Origin of the sequence: Luteolibacter sp., from assembly GCF_039920825.1 — a bacterium.
In the GTDB taxonomy this organism is placed as follows: domain Bacteria; phylum Verrucomicrobiota; class Verrucomicrobiia; order Verrucomicrobiales; family Akkermansiaceae; genus Luteolibacter.
In genome coordinates this window covers 1-18,698 of sequence record NZ_JBDSCX010000082.1, presented here as the reverse complement: position 1 = coordinate 18,698, position 18,698 = coordinate 1, and the positions used below count along the sequence as shown (strand labels likewise).

Sequence of the window (18,698 nt, the reverse complement as noted above, 5' to 3'; positions counted from 1 at the left end):
CCATGCCCCAGCCTTTGCTCCCTGCGGTGGTGGCGAAGATGTGCCAGCGGCCCTCGTGAAATACGACGGAGGGGTCTTTCACTGCAACGATGGGGTGAGCCTCGTTGGCCGTCGGGTGGACGAGCGGACCGCTGGTGGTCCAGGACAAGGGGCCCGAGAGGCCCTCGGCGGCGGAAAGTGTGCCGCCAAAGCCGAGCAGGCAGACGCCGGCGAGGGCGAGGTTTTGAGAAAGGATGTTTTTTTTCATGGGAATCAGCGGGACGGGAGGTGGATCAAGAAGTGGCCTTGGAGAGATTTATTTCAGGCGCAGAAACTGCCTCGGCTCCGTGGTGGGAAACGACCACGAGACGCGCTCGCCCAGTCCCGAGGCGTCAAGTGGAACAATCTGGAAAACGCCGGTCGCCGGCTGCCAGTCTTCAAGGTCGGTGGAGAGCTCCAGCGTCATGGGGGTTGGGGTTCCCGTGCGACGGACGTAAGTCAACGCCACCGCACCGTTAGCGAGTTGCATGTAGCACCACGGGCCGCCGTCGTTTTCGACCGCGTTTCCTAACAGATGCCACTCGATCCGGTTCGGAACGCCGTCGTGGTCGGGGTCGGCGCCAGGACCGCTGATGCCATCGTCGGCCAGTTCGGACGCGGTGAACTGGGATTGCCGCCAGCTTTCCCATCCCAGCGTGGTCCAGTCTTTCGCATCGGCCTCGCCGACGAGCGCGACATCGTCCACGTAGAAGGTGGAAATCGCCGAGCCGCTGGAGTTCTGGATCAACAGCCCGTTGAAGTCCCACACATTGGCCAGTCCCAGTTCGGACAAGGGGATGACGACGCGCGTCCATTGGCCGACCAGTGGCGGCGGGATCGGCTTATACACTTGGTTGTTCCCGCTGCGCTGACTGACGACCTGGAGCGATTGTCCACCGCTCTGCCCGCCGTGGATCCAGAAGGCTACTGCGGAGTATCCGGCGGTGGACTGCATCGGCTGCCGGTGCAGATAGAGGGCCGCCCAACCGCCCGCCGTGACCGAGACGGCGAACGTTCCGCGCCGCAGCGGAGCCGCGGACGCCGTGTTCACCGTCGCCCAGCTCCAGTTCTGCCAGCCATCGACCAGCGAGTCCTGATAGATCATCTTTGTGACTTGCGGCTCGGTGTGAATGTCACCGTAAAGAATGCCCCGTCCTCCGGCTGCAATGTAAACCCGGCCGTAGATTTTCGGGTCGCCGATGACTTGCTGGATGTTTCCGTATTGATGCTGGTTGTCGTTGATGCGGGTCCAGTTCGCGCCCTGATCTTCCGAACGATAGAAGCCCCAGGCGTCGCCGATCTTGCCATGCAGATACACGACCGGATGTCCGGTGCCGGTGGCGGTGCGACCGAACCCGACCGTTTGCGCCGCCTGCACGCCGGGCACTTTGGAAAAGCTCGCGCCGGAATTCGTGGTGCGCCACAGCCCGTCGTAAACCGCCACCCACAAACTTCCTTCCTGCCCATAGGCGGGGCGCATGCTGTCGCCCCACGCGGTGATCGTGGACGCAAGGTTGAAACTCGCGCCGCCGTCCGTGCTGACGCACACTTTCCCCGTGTTCCGGTAGTAGAGGTAAAACTTGGCCGGGTTCACACGATCCGAAAAACAAAACGGCTCGATCCACGATAGCGTCGGGGTCAGGTTGCTGCCGGCGCACGGAGTCCAGGTGACGCCCCGGTTGGTCGAATAGTAAGGCGCGGAGCCTGAAATGGTCCAAACGAGCCGGGTGCCGTCGGCGGAAATGGCCACGTAGCCGGGGCCACTATCCGTCTGAGAGGGCGGCGGAGTCGCGGGGAACAGCGACCAGGTGCGTCCGTAGTCGGTCGAAATATAGCCGCCGCGGTTCCCGTCAAAATCCTTATAGGTGCGCACGACGACGTTCGGACTCTGTTCCGCGAAATCGATGCCGTAATTATTGGCCCCATTCGGATTGTGGAAATCCGAGAGGGCGGGAGAAGCATCGAGATTGTAATGGGAAAAGCCGCCCATATCGCCCAGCACGCTCCACAACTGCGGTCCGCTGGGCGGACTGGCCAGATTGACCCCAATGCTGGTAAAGGCGGTTTCCTCCAGACCCGTGGAGCGGAACTGCCAGGCCGGCGTCGCGGCGGTAAAATTATAACCGGAAAAGATGCCGCCGCCGGTCGCGTAGTAAACGCGGTCGGAATTGTAGGGATCAATTTTGATGTCGAACATCCAACCCTGAATGACGGGGCCGTTTGCCCCCACCCAGGGGGCGCTCGAAGTATCCACCGTGCCATTGTAAACCGCCGTCCAGTTCGTCCCGCCATCGGTGCTGCGGTAAATGTCACTCATCGGCCACCAACGGTTCGCCGTGGTGACGACGATGCGGTTCGGGTTCTGCCGATCCACGGACACACCGCCATAGCCTCCCTGGCCGGTGGGAGGAGTCACGTTGAGCGAGGCCAGCGTGCTGAGATTGAACTTCCGCACCACCCCGGTGCTGATGCCACCCGGTCCAGCCGCGTCGCAAAACGTGATATACATGTTGCCCACGCCGTCCTGAGCGGCACGCAACGGCATGCAGTTGGCCGGCACGCCAGTGGTAGCGATGCCGGTCCACGTCAGCCCGCCATCCGTGCTGCGGAACAGATTCGTTCCTGTTTGCGAAACGCCAACCCAGATCACGGGCGTGGCGCTGCCGGGCGTGCCGCTGCTGCGGATGATTTCTATAAATGAAATGCCGACGCCGTTGGTCGTGGTGTTGACTGGAAAGCTGTTAACCTTCGCCCAGTTCGCCGCGTAGTTGACGCTCTTCCACAGGCCATCTTCCCGCGTGCCGTAAAAGATCGTGCTGCCAAGATTGGGATCCACGCCGAAACGTTCGCCGGTGCCGCGCCCCTCATCGTTGGCCCGGATCACAAACGGGGAATTGATCCGCGTGAAAGTCGCCCCGCGATCGGTCGAAATCATGATCTCGTTGCGATTTCCCAGCCAGCCGCAGGAGAGATAAAGCCGATTGGGGTCTTGGGCATCCAATCCGATGCTCTCAGTGCCAGCCAAGCCCCATTCGTTGTTCGTGTAACCGATGAAATCCAACAGCGGAATCCAGGTGTCATTGGTCGGATTCCAACGATACGAACCACCGACGTCCGTGCGGCCATACATCAATCCCGGCTCGTCGGGATGGAACAAGATGCCCGTGACAAATCCGCCGCCGTGGATTTTGACGGGGTTCCAGTCGTAGGAGGGGGAAGGCAGCTGCGCGAAGGCGGATGTCGAAAACAGCGGCGTGCAGGCGGCGAGCATGAAGCCAAGGCCGATGGCCCGGGATGCGAAACTGCTCCGATATCGGGTTTTTTCTGGATTTTGCATGTGGATGGGGAAATCGAAGGCAGGAGATTGTTAGTCAAAAGAGATAGACGAACCCCCAAATGGACGGGCATCAACGCGGATAAGTGAAGATCGTATTGAACTGCGGCCTGCCTCGCACGGCTCAGGCTGAGTAATTCTCAAGCTTCTTAAAATCAGCGTCCATCAGCGTCCATCTGCGGTTCATTTCTCTTTCCCTAGCTAGTAGCTGAGACCGAAGCCGAGCGGAAAGAGCGGACTCCCCTGCGGTGTCTTCCCGTGGCCGACGGGAACCTGCGCCATGGATTGCGGCCAGGTGAACGAAAGTTTGCCGGTGGGTTTGTGATCGCCGAAAAGCACATCCGCGACGCCCGCTCCCTCGCTGCCGGGAAGCCATGCGGCCAGCAACGAGTCCGCCCGGTCTGCGGACGAGCCGAGCACCAGCGGTCGTCCTGATAGAAGCACCACCACCACGGGGACACCCGCGGCTTTGGCCTCGGAGATGGCGGCGGTGTCTTCCTTGGCCAGCGAGAGATCCTCGCGGTCGCCATCCATTTCGGCATAGGGCACCTCACCCACCACGACGACGGCGACATCCGCGCCCGCCGCGCCGGTGCCGTCCGCACTGTGGGTGATCTTCGTATCCTTGCCCGCGGCCGAGCGAATCGCTTCGAGAATCGTGGTGCCGCCTGGAGTGACGGCACCGCGTTTGCCCTGCCAATCGACGGTCCAACCGCCGCACTGCATGCCGAGGTCGTCCGCGCCACGGCCGGTCACGTGGATGCGTTTCGCCTCGCGCGAGATCGGCAGCACGCCCCCTTCGTTCTTGAGCAGAACGAGCGAGCGGCGCACCGCTTCGCGCGCCACTTCCCGGTGGGCTTCCGAGCCGAACTTCGCGACGAGGGCCGGGTCCGCCATGTTAGATGCGTCATTGTCCATCATGCCCATCGCGAGTTTCACGCGCAGGATGCGGGTGACGGCGTCGTCGATTCTGGAAACAGGCACCTTGCCTTCGGCCACCAGTTCCTGAAGCAGACGGATGTATTCGCGGTATTTGTCGGTCACCATCACCATGTCCACGCCGGCGTTGATGGCGAGCTCGACGCACTTCTTGTAATCCGATGCGGCGACCTGGCCGGACGCGTTGTTGCTGGCTAACAGGGATTCGTCAACGGACGGAGCAACGAGTTGGTCGATCGCGTTGTAGTCGGAAATCACGAAGCCTTCGAAGCCCAGTTCGTTCTTCAGGATGTCAGTTAGAAGCTTCCTGCTGCCGGTGCATTTCACGCCGTTCCAACTGCTGTAGGACGGCATGATCGAGCCGACTCCCGCATCGATCGTCGCCGGATAGCCGGTCATGTGGATGGAGCGTAGCGTGGCTTCGTCAACCCGGGTGTCGCCTTGATCGAGCAAGCCACTGCCAGCCGAGGATTGATAGGCCGTTCCCCCGTCTCCGACGAAATGTTTCGCGCAAGCCAGGACGTTTCCGCGCCCGGCAAGCCGATCGCCCTGCAAACCCCGCACTTCCGCCTGCCCGAGCATGGCGGCCACGGCGGGATCTTCCGAAAATCCCTCATAAGTCCGGCCCCAGCGGATGTCCCGCGGCACGGTGACGCACGGTGCGAAGGTCCACTGGATTCCCGTGGCCCGGGTTTCCTCCGCGGTGACCTCGCCGATCCGCTCGATCAACTCGGGATCGCGCGTGCAGCCGAGGCCGACGTTGTGGGGAAACACCACCGCGCCGAGCACGTTGTTATTGCCATGGACGGCGTCGATTCCGAACACCAGCGGAATGGCGAGCCGGGTGCCAAGCGATTGCTTTTGCGCCTCCTCATACACACCCGTCCAGTCCTTGAGCGTGTTGCCCGAGTCCGGATCGGAGCTGCCGCCGCAAAGCAACGAACCGAGAAACAGCCCGCCGACATCCTTGCGGTCCTTCAGCGCCTTCCAATCCGGCTGGGTCATTTGGCCGACCTTCTCGGCAAGGGTCATTTTCGCGACAAGAGCCCGGGCTTCTTCATCGCGGGCGGTAAGCCACTTCGGTGACGCGCCCTGCGCAGAGTGAATCGATAAAAGAGCGAACGCGGCGGCACCCCGTAGGGCGTTGATTGACAAAGGAAGATGTCCTCGTTTCATATGGATTGAATGTTAGATGCTCATGACTCAAACCGCATCCCACAAATTTAAAAGATGGCTTCCCGCGCCCCCGTTGTCGTCGACGCGGGAAGTTAATGTTGAGACTTACGTGATACGGATGATTACGGCGCGGAGGAATCCCTTGGGACCTCCCTGATTGCCTCCGCCAATGGTTTCCATTGAGGCGGAAGTCCAGTAGGTCCGGCCGGAAACAGCCAGCATTGGTTCAGGGATCAGTTTTTGACGACCAGGCGGACGAAGCTCTTGCCGCCGGTGGGAGCGTCGTAAACGACCGAGGTGCCGGGGGTGACGACCACGGTGTTGTCGCCGCTGCCGATGGGAGCTTGTGTCCAGATGACGAGATTGGTGGAATATTGTACTTCGTAGTCGGTGCCATAGGCACCGGTGTAGTTGGCGCCCATCGGCCAGGTGATGGTTCCCCCCACAGCAGCCGGGTTGGCGGTGAAGGTGGAGCCGGTTTGGCCCATGAAGTATTCGATGCCATTATCGACACCGTCGTTGTCATGGTCCAAATCCATCGTCTGGGTCGTGGCGCCGTTGGCATTCGCCCAGGTGGTATAGGGGGCCGCCGCGCCTAGTTCGATGAGTCCGCTGCCCGTGATGCGGTCGGAAGTGAAGTCCGCATTCGCATTACCCACGGCTCCGTAGGTGCCAGGTGCCGTCATGGTCGTAACGCCGAGCACGAGGGCTCCCACGGTGTCGCTCGTCCCGGTATTGAGATTCAAGGTCGCACCGTCGGCAATCGTGATGGTCGAGGCATCGCTAAACGAGGCTTGATTCACCGCAAGGGTTCCAGCGTTGACCGTTGTATTCCCGGTATAGGTAAATCCCCCGGCAAGCTCGAGCCGGCCAGCACCGTCCTTCGTCAGGCCACCGTCGATCGGCAAATCGTCAATGATGTCGCTGTGCTCCAGCACCTGGCCAATATTGAGATTGAAGCCGTTGGTATTTATTACCGCGCCGCCGTCGCGAACATTCGCTCGGGTAAGGCCGCCCATGAACTGCCCGTAATTGGCCTGTCCCTGGAGCGTGCCGCCGTTGAAGTTGAAGGTCGAGGTGCCGGCGATGCCGTTGTTTCCGGCTTCAGTGAAAACAAAGAGGGTGGACAGGGTGCCGCCGTCGAGATTGAAGGTGGCGGTGCCGCCAGTGGCCTCGTCGAATCCCGCTGCCATGCTCAGGCCGCCGTGCCAATTTTCGTTATGCGTGGCGTCGGTCGTCAGGGTACCGCCAGTCATCGTCACCGTACCGACATAGCTGCCGTTGGCGTAAACATAGGGGTCTGCCTCCGTGCCAGCACCGCTCCTATAGCCCCCGGCAATGACAAGCCGGTGATCCATCGACACCGTGCCGCCGCTGATATTAAGACTGCCGCTGGAAGGCGAAGTGGCGGACCCAGCCGCAATATCGACACTGACCTGCCAGCCGCCGCCGATGGTTACCGTGCCCGCATCGACATTGACTGTTCCCACGTCACCATTCCGCCCACCGATAGCCAGGTGGCCATTTGCATGAACCGTGCCGGTTGTATTGACGTTCAGGACACCGGTTGAATTCCCCCACCAGAAACCCGAACCCACGCGAATGTCGCCAAATGAGCCAGTGGTTAAGCTAGCAGTCCCCGTTATGTTGCAGGTTCCTTTGCCATCTTGACCATATCCAACGATCAAAGGTCCGCCCGGCCAATCGGCACTCGTCACGGTGAGGGCTCCTCCGGTTAGATCCAGGCGACCGGTGGCGGCCCCGTAATTGCCGATCCAGACGGCCTTGGGAGCACCGGTGGGGGTGGCCGAAATAACCGAAAAATTCCCGGCGCCAGCGAAGATGTTGGCATCCACACCAGTGGGCACGGCATTGCCGCTCCAGTTTGCTGCTGTGTTCCAATCGGTGCTGGTGCCGCCGCCCCAGTCTGCCGCGTGCATCGTCTGGCCGCAAAAGGTGATGAGGGTTACGGTGAGGGCGGTTCCCGCGCTGCGGGACCAATTCAGGTGGTTGATTCGAGTGGGTTTCATGGTGGTGGTTCGGGGGCTTTGGAGCCAGGGGCAGACGTGATGAAGCCGGGTTCTCTGTGAAGCGGATGGATTGCTTTATCCGTTCCGCCCGAGAATGCCGGCATTCATGATTGACGACGGGGCAAGCTAGGCGATCTAGCCGACATAGTGCAATGGGCGGAAACACCTATGCCGCTCCGGGATATCAGTGCCTCCCGGATCGCTGCCGCGCCTACAAATACGATTTGTGGTCGAAGGCGAACTTCAGCAGTTCGGCAATCTCCTTGCTGGTGCGGTCTTCGGCGATGAGTTTCACGACGCTCGTCTCGGCAGCGGTGAGGGAATCGAGGCTGGGTTTGCTGAGCAGCAGGGATTTCACGCGATCCTCGAGGCGGATGCCGATCAGGGGACAGGGAAATCCCCTCGTCGACGCAGTCGATGGGGTCCCGGCTGACAAGCATTGACCGCTGATCGGGTGAGGTCGGGCCGGGTGAATGGATAGAGACACGGTCGGCGCTTGAGGAGTTGGAGACGAGTAGTTTGGAATCGCGTCCGGGAAGCATACGCGAGCCGTGCGACGGCCGCGAGAGAACGATGTGAAAAAAGGCGACATGCGGGAACGGAGACAGTGATTGTTAGTCGGGACCCCATTCGATGATGCGCGTCATTGTTAGATCAAATGGGGAATTGAACTCCGGGTCACCGGTTTCATCCAGCTTCCACAGCCGAGTCCGTGGCGATCCGCGGTCATGGAAATTTATCTTTCGCCCGCCATCCTCCGTCCTAGGGATTATTTCCCCACCATGACGGAGGACAATCTCCAGTGTGTGCCCCATTGCGCCTCTCGTCGCGTCATTACTAATTCTTGCCCGTTGCGACCGAATCGGGAGCCTCGTGGTCGAGAACACCCCAAACACGCGGGATGTTCCGCCCGGGAGTGGGAGTGACGAAGAGAATCTGGCGCGCCTCGGGATCGTGCTGCCAGGACGAGCGACAGACGGCGGTGGGTTGGGTTTCTCCGGGCAGAGTGCAGTCAATGGCTACCTGGTAGCTGCCGGAACCGGCTATTGGCGGCGCGATGACTGCGGATTTGCCGGGCTCGATCCGGTAGACCCTATCCGCGAATCGGGCCAGGACTGTTGCGGGTGTGACGTTATAGAGCCGGGTCTCGCCTAACCGGAAATCGGATTTGGAAGCGTTGACCGGGATAACTTTCGCCGGGAATACCTTGTTCTCCGGATCTGGAAAAAACAGCAGGATGCAACGGTCCCATGCTTCGGGAATTCTGACCAAAGGGGAGTTAGGATTGACGGTCTCCCCCGTCGCCGGCTTGTGCGTGAGCACCGCCAGACTGAGATCTCCGGCCGGCAGTTGGATCTCGGGCGAAAGGTTCCGCGCGGGCAACTCGATTTCTTCGGACCGTGTGGAACTGAAAAGCACCGCTTTTTCCGGGGCTCCTCCGGGCGGTTGGATGAAGATTGCCCGGGCCTTGCGTGCGGCCTCACAAGGAAGTGATAGAGACAGGGAGCTGCAGAGTAGAATGAAAAGCCGGACGGAGGTGGTTTTGAAAGTGAGTTGTGAATTCATCGATTGCGATTGGTTTGTGTCAAGCTGCAGGCAACGTTCAAACTTCAGATTCGTTGAGCCAACGGAAGGATATCACTTCATAACGTCTTCCAAAGCGTTTGTTGGCCTGGGACTTCATCTGCGGCGAAAACGGAGTGATTGCGGCATCATCCGAAGGATCGACGAAGTTGGCGCGGCGCTGGACCACCACCTCGCACCAGGCGCGGGCAAGAATTCTGGAGGAATTCGCCGGGTCCCGGGCATCGCCGTAGGCACGAATGGTGAAGGTGTCGTCACGGGCCGAAAGGAGCGGCGCGAGGGGTTTCAGAATGTCCGCCTGCCGCACCCAGCCGGGTACGCCGAAAGCGGACCATCCAAGCGCTGCCTCCGGGAATTTGTAGTCCGTGTTCCCAGCGGGAATGGAGGTGATATGAACGGAATTCTGCTGAAGCACGCTAAACGGGTTTTTTGGCGAATTCCCCATGTTTGCCAGATTGTCGAGCGACTTTTGAATCGTTCCGGCGGCGGCGAGGTCCTTGTTGTTGGTTAGCTGGCGGTTGACGAATTCCGATAGGGATAGAAAGGGGCCGCGCTTGCGGATTTCGGACACGATTTCACCGGCCAGCGCGTCGATCTGTGCATCGGTCAGGACTCGATTGCCGGCGAACTCCGCGGCTGCTCTGAACAGGCTGTTGGAGTCCTTAGAATTCGAATCGGTCCCCTGATCGCCCGCAATCGTGGTCCGGGGAAAGGCATAGGATGAGGCACTACCCAGTTTGGTGGCGCCTGCCGCGTCCAGATAGGGAACCTGAGCCGCACGTCCCTGGCGAAGAAGCGCTTTCCACGCCTCCAGGGATGTTGAGTTGATGTTGAACATTCCCTCAACCTCCAGCTTGGAGGCGACCGTTTCGAACGAGTATTTGCCCGTGACGCTGTCTTTGGTGTTCGACATGGCTTTGGAGGCCGCCGTATTCACATCAGGCGCTTCGGCTCCCGGTGCGGGAAGGTAGAAGCGGTTTGGCAGCGGCTTGTCGAGCTTGAGGTGCTCCGAATAGACGGCGTTTGCAGTCCGGTTCGTCGCACTGCTGAACGCCTTCAGATCCTTGGTGATGGATGAGACGAACCAGTCGTCGAACAACAGGTTGTTGAGAAGGTAGCTGTCATCATTGACCATTCCGCTGTTGCGCGTGGTCGCCACCGACAATTGCGCCGGTGCGAAAATCGGATTGGCCGAACTGTTGCCGATGAGGTTGAAAGAAAACGGTGGAACCGGATTGTTGTTGCGGGCGTCGAAGTGTTGCAGTTCCGCAAGGCTCGCCAGAGGACGGGTTGGAAGTTCCGCCATCACACAGCGGGTGAGTCCGTCGCCGGGTGTCATTCCAGAAACGATGTAGCTGGCGTTGGAGCCGGATTCGAACTGTGGCAGATTGCCACTCGTATCATTCCAGCCGTTCACTTCCTGAAAGGTGAAGTCGTAAGGTGCGTTTACCGGATGATAGTTGCCACTGCCGGCCATTAAGGTGGCACCATTCGCACCTCCATCCGCATCACCGGTTTCCGAGTAGTAACAAAGGGGGTTGGCCTGGAGCATACCCTTGGTATTGAGCATCGTGCTCGGGGCGTCGCGGGCCATCGGGCTGGCCATGCGATAGGCGAAAATGGCGCTCGCGAATGGCCGGGATTTTGTTCCACTCACCTCGCCTACCGTGGCGGAGACCTTGTTGGTCAGCGGTGGGTAGAGTTGATCCACCACGGCGGGGCCACCCAGCGTGGTCTTGTCATAAATTGACCTGTGTGCGCCCTTTGTGGAGCCATCTACCAGAATGTCGAAGTAGATGCCGATTCCCTGTGCTCCATCATCATCAGTCTTCGCGTTATAGGTGATTTTATCAACGCCGAAAGTTTCGGTGGGACTTGTGTAAACGTCAGCCCCTCCATTGATCCCGTAAAATAGGAATCCACCAGTCGGCGCGTATCCCGGGGTGATGACGACGTTGTTGGCGGCGGTATTTTCTTTCACCGTCGGACTATTGAGGCTGAAAATCCTCGATTCGCCGGGAGCGAGCGTGATGGTGGAATCGATTTTTATCTGGAATCCGCCTTTGCAGATCTGGCTGACCGTGGTTTCCGGGTAAACTTGGGATCCTACCTTGAACTTGAAACTGATAGGCGACGACTCCTTGAAATTGATTCCGAAGCTCCCGACACTCAGCTTGACGTTGTAAGGATTCCACAATGTGACCACCGGTGTGACCAGCAATCCAGGGCGATATTTTCCGACATTTGCACCGGTGGCCGGCGCGGAGGAAAGCGAGTAGATCCAGTGGACACGGGCGAGTTGCGGAATACGTCTGACCTTTTCCTGATAGTTAATACGATCTCCGGAACCTCCGTGTCCTGAACTGAAGGCCGACATCGATGTCTGGGAGGCGGTGGAGCTGGTCAGGTATTTGTATTGCTGGGTGTAGTCCACCAATGCGTCCCAAGAACAGATGGGAGGAACCTGCTGCCAAGCGGGGCTGGATTCGCTGGCCCGGTAAACCGACCATGGATAGATCAGGGCATTGGTGCGGGATGACGCGGCTTTCGCATAGGACAGGATTTCACCCGGCTTTTTTGTTAGCAGCGGGAGATTCCCGGAAGGTAGGCTCGCGTAGTTTTCCGACATCAGTGAGAGATCCTTGCGCCAGCCTCCCGTAGCGGTGTTCGTAAGGAGCCCGCGGCTGTATGCGGTCAGATCGTGGATTTTGCGCCGCTCGGCCGCCGCATTGACCAGTTTGAGGGTTCCTGTGCTGGGGATGATGGTTCCAGCGGCGTAAGTATCGACCTTTTCAAGCCCGAAGGATTTCGCATCGGCCCTGCCGTTGGAACGGACCCGCGCCTGCCAATCCTGCATGCTTGAGGGTAAGGAGCCCCGGTCCGTGTTGATCATGGCTTTTGAATTGTCTCCGCTGGTCCACCATGCGATGCCACCTTTTCCGTTTTTTACGAGGGTGGGTTTTATATGGATTTGTTGGGATGAATCGGTCACTTGCTTGGTAGTGACCAGTGGAATGTAGCCTGCTGCCGGAGTGTTTGTTACTTCAGGGAAAGTTGCCACGTTGGGTTGGACGGTCGAGGCGGTAGAAGTGAGCCATCCCAGGAACCGTCCGCTGCCGGAGCCGGTATCGAAGGGCTTGGAAATGTCTGCGGCTGAATTTTTCGAAGCATATGACGGAGCGATCGGTTTTCCAGCAGAGTCGCGGTCGCTGCCTTCCCAACTGCGCCAAGCCCCGGTAAGCGTTACTGCCGTGGGACCGGAAAGCGTCGAACGGGCAGTTACCCGCGTGTCCTGTCCGGTTAACAACTGCAACTGGCCAATCGCGAGGATCATCGACAGTCGCGCGTTCTGCCGGGCCTCAGCTACGCTCGAGGAACTGGCCGACGAGCGCAGGGAAATCGAGGAAAGTGATAGCAATCCAACGGCTATCACGGTCAGCAGAATCATCAGGCTCAGCGTCACGATCAGCGCGAATCCGCGCTTTTGCTCAAATCTGCTATTAATTGCAATCGATTGATTTCTCATGTTGTGTCTAACACCGTATTCCAGCGGAATTTCACTGGCTCTTTATGGATCGAATGAGCTTCGAAGGCTTCTAATATGGAAAAGGAGTTCGCGAAAAATACTCGCGACTTAGCCGTGAAAATTGCCGTCCTCAGTGGGCGAAGATAGAGTAGGGTAGCAGACGGTGACGAGGGTTGCGGTGAGGGCCATTCCCGCGCTGCGAGACCAATTCAGGCGGTTCATTCGATTGGGTTTCATAGGTCGGAGACAGGATCGGGTTTGGGGGCTCGGAGCCAGGGGCAGGCGTGATGAAGCCGGGATCTCTGTGAAGCGGATGGATTGTTTTATCCGTTCCTCCGAGAGTGCCAGCATTCATGATTCACGACGGCGCAAGCTAGGCAATCTTGCCGTCATCGTGCAATGGGTGGAACCACCCATGCCGCTCCGGGGCCTCAGTGCCCCCCCAATTCGCGGCCGCGCCTACAAATACGATTTGTGGTCGAAGGCGAACTTCAGCAGGCTGTGCGAGCCGTAAATGTTGAGCTTCCGGCAGATGTTGTGGCGGTGATTTTCGACGGTTTTCGTGCTGATTTTCAGCAGTTCGGCAATCTCCTTGCTGGTGCGGTCTTCGGCGATGAGTTTCAGGACGCGCGTTTCGGCGGTGGTGAGGGAGTCGAGGCTGGGTTTGCTGACCAGCAGGGATTTCACGCGATCCTCGCGGCGGGTGCCGATGGTGGCGAGAGCCGGGCTGAAGAATGTTTTTCCATCGGCCACTTTCAAGAGCGCGGAGACGACTTCTTCGCCGGCGTTCTCCTTGAGCACGTAGCCCTTCACGCCGATGTCGAGAGCAGCGTTGAACAGGTCCTCGTCGTGATACATTGTTAGAAATACGATCTGCGCGGAGCTCTGCAGTCTCCTGAGTTCGCGGGCCATCTGCAGCCCGTTGAGATGCGGCATGTCCACATCCAGAACGATGATGTCGGGCTGCAACTCCTCAGCCATCCGCAGGCCAATCGCGCCGTCGGCGGCTTCGCCAACAATACCAAACCTTGTGTTCTCCCCGATGATTTCGCGGAGTCCGCGACGAAATACGGGATGATCGTCCACAATCAGCAGTTTCATTCGGGTTTTCATGATTGCGGCGGTTGGATCGGTATTTGAATCTGCAGATTAACCCCTTGGCCGGGTACCGAGTCAATTCTAGCAGTTCCCCCCATGATTTCGGCGCGTTCCCGGATCCCGCTGATTCCGAATCCCGCATCGGACGTGGCACCGCCCGCGGAGAATCCACGGCCGTTGTCACGGATCGAGATGGAGAGGACTTCCGAGGTAATTTTAATCACGAGAGTGGCTTCCGTGGCACCGGAGTGTTTGACGATGTTGTTGATGCCTTCCTGGATGATGCGGTAAATGTGGATCTCGGAGTTGCTATTGATGATCCCGTCGATCTTATCCACATGGCACGCGAAACTAACGGAGTGGCTCTCGGAGGCCTTGCGCGTGATGGCGCGGATGGATTGACTCAGACCGAGACGGTCCAGCTGATAGGGTCTCAGGTCATGGGTGATTTCCCGGACTTCATTGAGCGCCTGCACCGTCGTGTCGGAAATTTCCTCCAGCCGCTGGCGCACACCCGGTTGATCCGCGATTGACTGGAGTGCCAAATGGGCCTGGCTCCGGATGACCAACAGGTTCTGGCCAAGGCTGTCGTGCAGGCTGGCAGCGATGCGCCGGCGCTCGCTCTCCTGGCTTTCCAACATCCCGCGCGCGAATTCGAGCCGCGATGCCTGCTGCCTCGTGAATCGCCTTTTGAGGAAGTCAATGCGCAGGAGCGAAGCGGCCAGAATCGTTAGAAGCAGGCAGATGGCGGTGGCGGTCCGTTGCCAGGTCCACCACGGCGGGCCTTGCAGCAGGGCCGCATCGAGCGGCGTCCGCAACAACACTTGCGCCAGAGTCGCGGACGAAGAGGCTGTTTCCAAAACACAGACGCCGGTGACCCTGAGCACGCTGCCTGTCGCGACCGGCTGAATTTTGTTAGGCGGATTCTCGAGCATGGCTTCGAAAACATGGTGGTTCTCCTGCAATTCCAAGATCTGGTCCGCTCCCCGGGTTTTAGAGGCAAGCAGCCGCGCTTCGATTGTCACAAGCATGCCATTGCGTGCCGGATCGGGATGATCAGGATCCAAACTTGCCGGCACTACCGGCTGGCTGGTCTCCAGTGAGCGCCAAGTGGTGTCGGTCAGTCGCGGGGCGGAGCTCTTCGTTCCGGGAAATCCAACCGCTTCCACAGTCGTGCCGACGCGTGAGGGAGGTTCATTGTGTGACTCGATCCTAACCCCGCCGGATTCATCCTGGAGATAGAAATAGCGGTCGCTTCGATAGATGACCGTGCCGGCGACCTTCACCTGATGCGAAAAGCCATTTTCCGATCCGGACCCTATCAGGCTGTTGACCGGAACAGGTTTGGCGGGGGGCTCCGGAGCAGGCTCCACCACCTCGATAAAACCGCGGGATGGAACCAGCAACGCCGGACTCCCGAACAATTCCAGCGACATCACTCCGCGCAGGCGCAGTGTCGAGTTGACGAGGTTTTCCAACTCCTCCCGATCCGTCCGGCCGACCCAGACGAGGAGCGGAACCCGCTTTCCCATGACCAGCACCGTCCCGTCAGCATTCACCGCGCGCGCCACCCCTTCAATCTCGGTCCATTGACCATCCCGATAGCTCGACGCAGGTGCCTCCGCCGATGGGATCACCGGGGTCGGCAAATTCTGCCAGCCGAGAATATTGACCACCGCGGGAAGGATGCCCGGCGAATACTTGCCTGACAGGAGAGGACCTCCGATATGCACCGCCTGTCCGACCTGCAGTTGAGTGCTGAGTTGCCGCTCCGACTGGGAGACAAACATGCCGTTTTGCGCGTCCTGAATGAAAATGCACTCCTTGTCGCGCACCCGGTCATTGAAAGTGACCACTCCGCGCGTGAAAAGATAGCCAAGCCCGGCTACAACCGGGTCCATCAACGGCGGCTCCAAACCTTGCGGTGACTCGCCGGGTTCATCGAAAAATGACACATCCAGCTCCGACGGTGCCCAGATGAGGCCCGTCTTCAGATGTTCCGTCGCGTCACGCACCCCCTCCCGGACGCCCCGGAATCTGGCGCGCATGTGCGGACGCAGCGACGGCAAACTTCCTTGCCAACGGGCCACCCGCACCAGCACGCGATTTCCACCGACAGCAAGCTCCAGAGTCGCGGACTTGCCGTCCGTTGCAAGGAATTCGACCGAGCCTTCCCCTTCCACCCACCGATAACCGTCTTCCACCGCCATTTCCTGGCTCGGATCGAATGGCTGCGGATCCGGCCATGCTCCGTCGCCCAAAACGGAAATTTGCATCTCGTGCACCGTCAGTCCCACTTCGGCCGCCCTTCTGGATTTGAGCGGCTCCAAGTTGCCCACCGAATAGTCGGTCCAGAATTCCCGGGAAATCCCTTGGGCCGTGTCGGCATCCGAACCCGCTCGCGGGACCTCGGGCGCCCCCCGCCAGGGAACAACGAAACGCCCGTCGATAACCGACTGTTTCCGCGTCGGTCCCTCCCACGCGACAGCCAGATGACTTTCTTTCGACTCCTGCTCCTGAAGCGCCTCGATATAATAAGATTTCCCCGCTTCCAAAAACAGAGCCTCAGAGCGTTGGGAGGGAAACCGTGACCAATCGTGCCGGTCGGTCCACCCCGACATAAAAGCGATTCTGCGCGCCTGCGCCGGGTCAGTGTCCATGCTCAACCACAATTCCGACGAATCGTCGCTTGCGATCCAGAAGGTATAATTGCCTGTGACCGGTGGATGTAGCCAGCCGCGCATGCGCGTCAAACGGAAGTTCCCCTCATTTTCCGGAATTTCGAACAAGTCGCGAATATCCCGGCCCGAGGGTTGAAACGGGAATCCAGGAAGACTTGCGAAATAAGCCGCGCAGGCCGATGCTTTCAGCGAAACCCGCTGCCCGGCCCGCACGGAAATGCCCGACAAATCCGGATGCAGCGCCACCGCGCCGGTCGCATCCTGAAGGACGATCATATTCCGACTCTCATCCACCAAGGTCACGACGCCAGTCAATGAAAGCGCGCAAGTATTGTTGGCAGAGAGGTCCCGCTGCGTGCGGATTTCAGCGACTGTCGTCAACGCGGAACTCCCGGCCCTGCATGGACAGACGATGACCGAAAGAATCAGGATTATTGTCAGAAAGCGAAGCATGAGCATCATCGTCAGTATCATCGTAGTACCGATTTATCCCTTCCTCCAAGGCAATCTTCGCTCCCAGGTCGGTCCCAAAAAACAGACATTCGAGGCGTCGGCGACGCCACCGTTGTAAACGGCGAGCACCTTTTGGCTTTTCTTACGGATGACGCGGTAGGTGCGGTCCGGAATCGTGCGGGCTTAGTTGGAGAGGAGGCCGAGATCGGCGATCGCCAGCGAGTTGGCGCCGTTGTTGGCGATGACATTGAGCTGATAGTAGCGGTAGGCGGTCGTATTGGCGACGTTGTAGGTTTTTGACTGGGACCGATTGGCGAAGGTCTGGCTGCTTTGCGTGTCGAGCGTCGTCCAGGTCGAACCGTCGTTAGAGCCTTGGAAGGTCCAGTTCTTCGGGTCGCGGTTGGCAACGTCGGCGCTGGTCACCATGTAGCGCTTCACGGTCTGCGCGTTGCCCGCGCCGAAGTCGTAGCGGAGCCAGCCGGTGGGGCCGGGGTTGGAGCCGTTGCCGTTATACCATTTCGTGCTGAAGTTGCGGTCGAAGCCATTACCGGGTCCCTCCGCGGGGGAGCCAACCACGCTGGTGCTGGCCGTGCCGCCGAAGGCGACGTTCACCATCGGGCTGACCGGCGTCACGCTGTCCTGGGGGGAATTGCCGCTCGTGCCGGCGGAGTTGGTTGCCGTGACGACGTAGTGATAGGTCGTGCCGTTGGTCACCGTCGTGTCCGTGTAGCTGTTGACGGTGACGCCCGCAGCGACGGTCGAATAAGGTCCGCCGCTGGTGGTGGCGCGCTTGACCGAGTAGCTGGTGGCCCCGAAAGACGGCTGCCAGCGCAGAGGGACGGCATTCTTGCCCGGCGCAGCCAGGAAGGCGGCGGGCGCGGCGGGAGTGACGACTGGCGCGCCGCCGTTGCCGCCGGTGATCTGAACATTGCTGAAGGTGGAGGTGTTCAGCGTGCCGTTGCGCGTCGAGCAGACCACCAGCCCGACATACCATGTGGCGGGAGGCTTATCGAGGCGGCCGACATCGGTGGCAGCCCAGTTGGTGCCGTCGGGGGAAACATAGCCGGTGACGATGTTGCCGAGGCGTTCCAGCTTCACCCAATATGAGGAGCTGGGGATTTTGAGGCTTTTATTGGAGTAGTTGTTGCCGCCATACACGGCGAGGCCTTGGATGTTTTGTTCGAAGCGGCTATCAGGAGTGACGGCCATCCAGGCCCGGGGAGCGCCCTGGCTGAGGCTCGTGCGGATCATCACGCCGGCTCTGGCGGACTTGTGGGTGGTCTCGACCGACTCGACTTTCGCGATGATGGCGCAATCGCCGGTGACCGCTTGATAGGTAAAGTGGCAACTGTCGTTCTTGCCCCAGATGTCGTTGCCCCCGCCCTTCACCGTCCAGGTGCCGCCGGAGTAGGAAGCTCCGCCGGTGGGGGAAGCGCCTCCGATTTCGACGTCGGAGAATCCCGAGGTGATCGAGGTGGTGGCGGGGAGCGTCAGCACTGCCGCCGGCCTGGCCGTGGAGGGGTCGGCCACCTTGATGAACATGAAGCTGTCACCGCCTACCGGCATTTCCTGAAGTCTCCGGGCCATGTAGGGAGCCGGGATGCGCTTGCGGACGACATAGGCGTCGTGGAGGATACGGAGCGCCAATTCTCCTCCCCCCCAGCCGCGATTGGTGTGGTCGGCGATGTAATACTGATCGGTGGTGCCGAAGGGAAGAAATGGCGTGGCGACGGAGAGATCGTTCACCCGCGCGAAATACTCGCCGGCGGCCAGCAGGCGGTTGTTATAGTCGGGGTAGATGTCGAGGCCCTGCTTCCAGAGGGCTTCGGCGAGCATGGCCAGCGACAAGAGCTGCCCTT

10 protein-coding genes and 1 pseudogene are annotated in these 18,698 nt (G+C 59.8%); all 11 read right to left on the bottom strand.

Features of this window, described 5'->3' with window-relative positions; translation table 11 throughout:
- Positions 1-247, bottom strand: a pseudogene (locus ABIQ96_RS23550) (hypothetical protein); the annotation flags it as partial.
- Positions 248-295: 48 nt separating this feature from the next.
- Positions 296-3,355, bottom strand: a complete 3,060-nt coding sequence (locus tag ABIQ96_RS23545; RefSeq protein ID WP_348217105.1) for a hypothetical protein — start codon at positions 3,353-3,355, stop codon at positions 296-298.
- Positions 3,356-3,553: 198 nt separating this feature from the next.
- Positions 3,554-5,467, bottom strand: a complete 1,914-nt coding sequence (locus tag ABIQ96_RS23540) for a glycoside hydrolase family 3 N-terminal domain-containing protein (RefSeq protein ID WP_348217104.1) — start codon at positions 5,465-5,467, stop codon at positions 3,554-3,556.
- Positions 5,468-5,700: 233 nt separating this feature from the next.
- Positions 5,701-7,497: an autotransporter-associated beta strand repeat-containing protein gene (locus ABIQ96_RS23535; protein ID WP_348217103.1), complete on the bottom strand. Its 1,797-nt coding sequence runs from the start codon at positions 7,495-7,497 to the stop codon at positions 5,701-5,703.
- A gap of 211 nt (positions 7,498-7,708) precedes the next feature.
- Complete coding sequence (locus tag ABIQ96_RS23530; protein ID WP_348217102.1) at positions 7,709-7,855, bottom strand: hypothetical protein; 147 nt, start codon at positions 7,853-7,855, stop codon at positions 7,709-7,711.
- A 479-nt stretch (positions 7,856-8,334) separates the two neighbouring features.
- Entirely contained in the window at positions 8,335-9,063 is a 729-nt protein-coding gene (locus ABIQ96_RS23525) for a hypothetical protein (protein ID WP_348217101.1), read from the bottom strand.
- 37 nt (positions 9,064-9,100) lie between these two features.
- Entirely contained in the window at positions 9,101-12,529 is a 3,429-nt protein-coding gene (locus tag ABIQ96_RS23520) for a hypothetical protein (RefSeq protein ID WP_348217100.1), read from the bottom strand.
- A 186-nt stretch (positions 12,530-12,715) separates the two neighbouring features.
- Positions 12,716-12,844 carry a hypothetical protein gene (locus tag ABIQ96_RS23515; protein ID WP_348217099.1) on the bottom strand — a complete coding sequence of 43 codons (129 nt, stop codon included), beginning with the start codon at positions 12,842-12,844 and terminating at the stop codon, positions 12,716-12,718.
- A gap of 222 nt (positions 12,845-13,066) precedes the next feature.
- Entirely contained in the window at positions 13,067-13,708 is a 642-nt protein-coding gene (locus ABIQ96_RS23510) for a response regulator transcription factor (RefSeq protein WP_348217098.1), read from the bottom strand.
- Positions 13,709-13,716: 8 nt separating this feature from the next.
- Positions 13,717-16,767: a histidine kinase gene (locus ABIQ96_RS23505; protein WP_348217097.1), complete on the bottom strand. Its 3,051-nt coding sequence runs from the start codon at positions 16,765-16,767 to the stop codon at positions 13,717-13,719.
- 255 nt (positions 16,768-17,022) lie between these two features.
- On the bottom strand, positions 17,023-18,698 hold a 1,676-nt coding region (locus tag ABIQ96_RS23500), incomplete at its 5' end, for a DUF1349 domain-containing protein (protein WP_348217096.1).

Excerpts from the sequence above, each read along its gene's own strand:
- ABIQ96_RS23545 (WP_348217105.1), bottom strand. The coding sequence starts at position 3,355 with ATGCAAAATCCAGAAAAAACCCGATATCGGAGCAGTTTCGCATCCCGG.
- ABIQ96_RS23540 (WP_348217104.1), bottom strand. The coding sequence starts at position 5,467 with ATGAAACGAGGACATCTTCCTTTGTCAATCAACGCCCTACGGGGTGCC.
- ABIQ96_RS23535 (WP_348217103.1), bottom strand. The coding sequence starts at position 7,497 with ATGAAACCCACTCGAATCAACCACCTGAATTGGTCCCGCAGCGCGGGA.
- ABIQ96_RS23525 (WP_348217101.1), bottom strand. The coding sequence starts at position 9,063 with ATGAATTCACAACTCACTTTCAAAACCACCTCCGTCCGGCTTTTCATT.
- ABIQ96_RS23520 (WP_348217100.1), bottom strand. The coding sequence starts at position 12,529 with ATGATTCTGCTGACCGTGATAGCCGTTGGATTGCTATCACTTTCCTCG.
- ABIQ96_RS23515 (WP_348217099.1), bottom strand. The coding sequence starts at position 12,844 with ATGAAACCCAATCGAATGAACCGCCTGAATTGGTCTCGCAGCGCGGGA.
- ABIQ96_RS23510 (WP_348217098.1), bottom strand. The coding sequence starts at position 13,708 with ATGAAACTGCTGATTGTGGACGATCATCCCGTATTTCGTCGCGGACTC.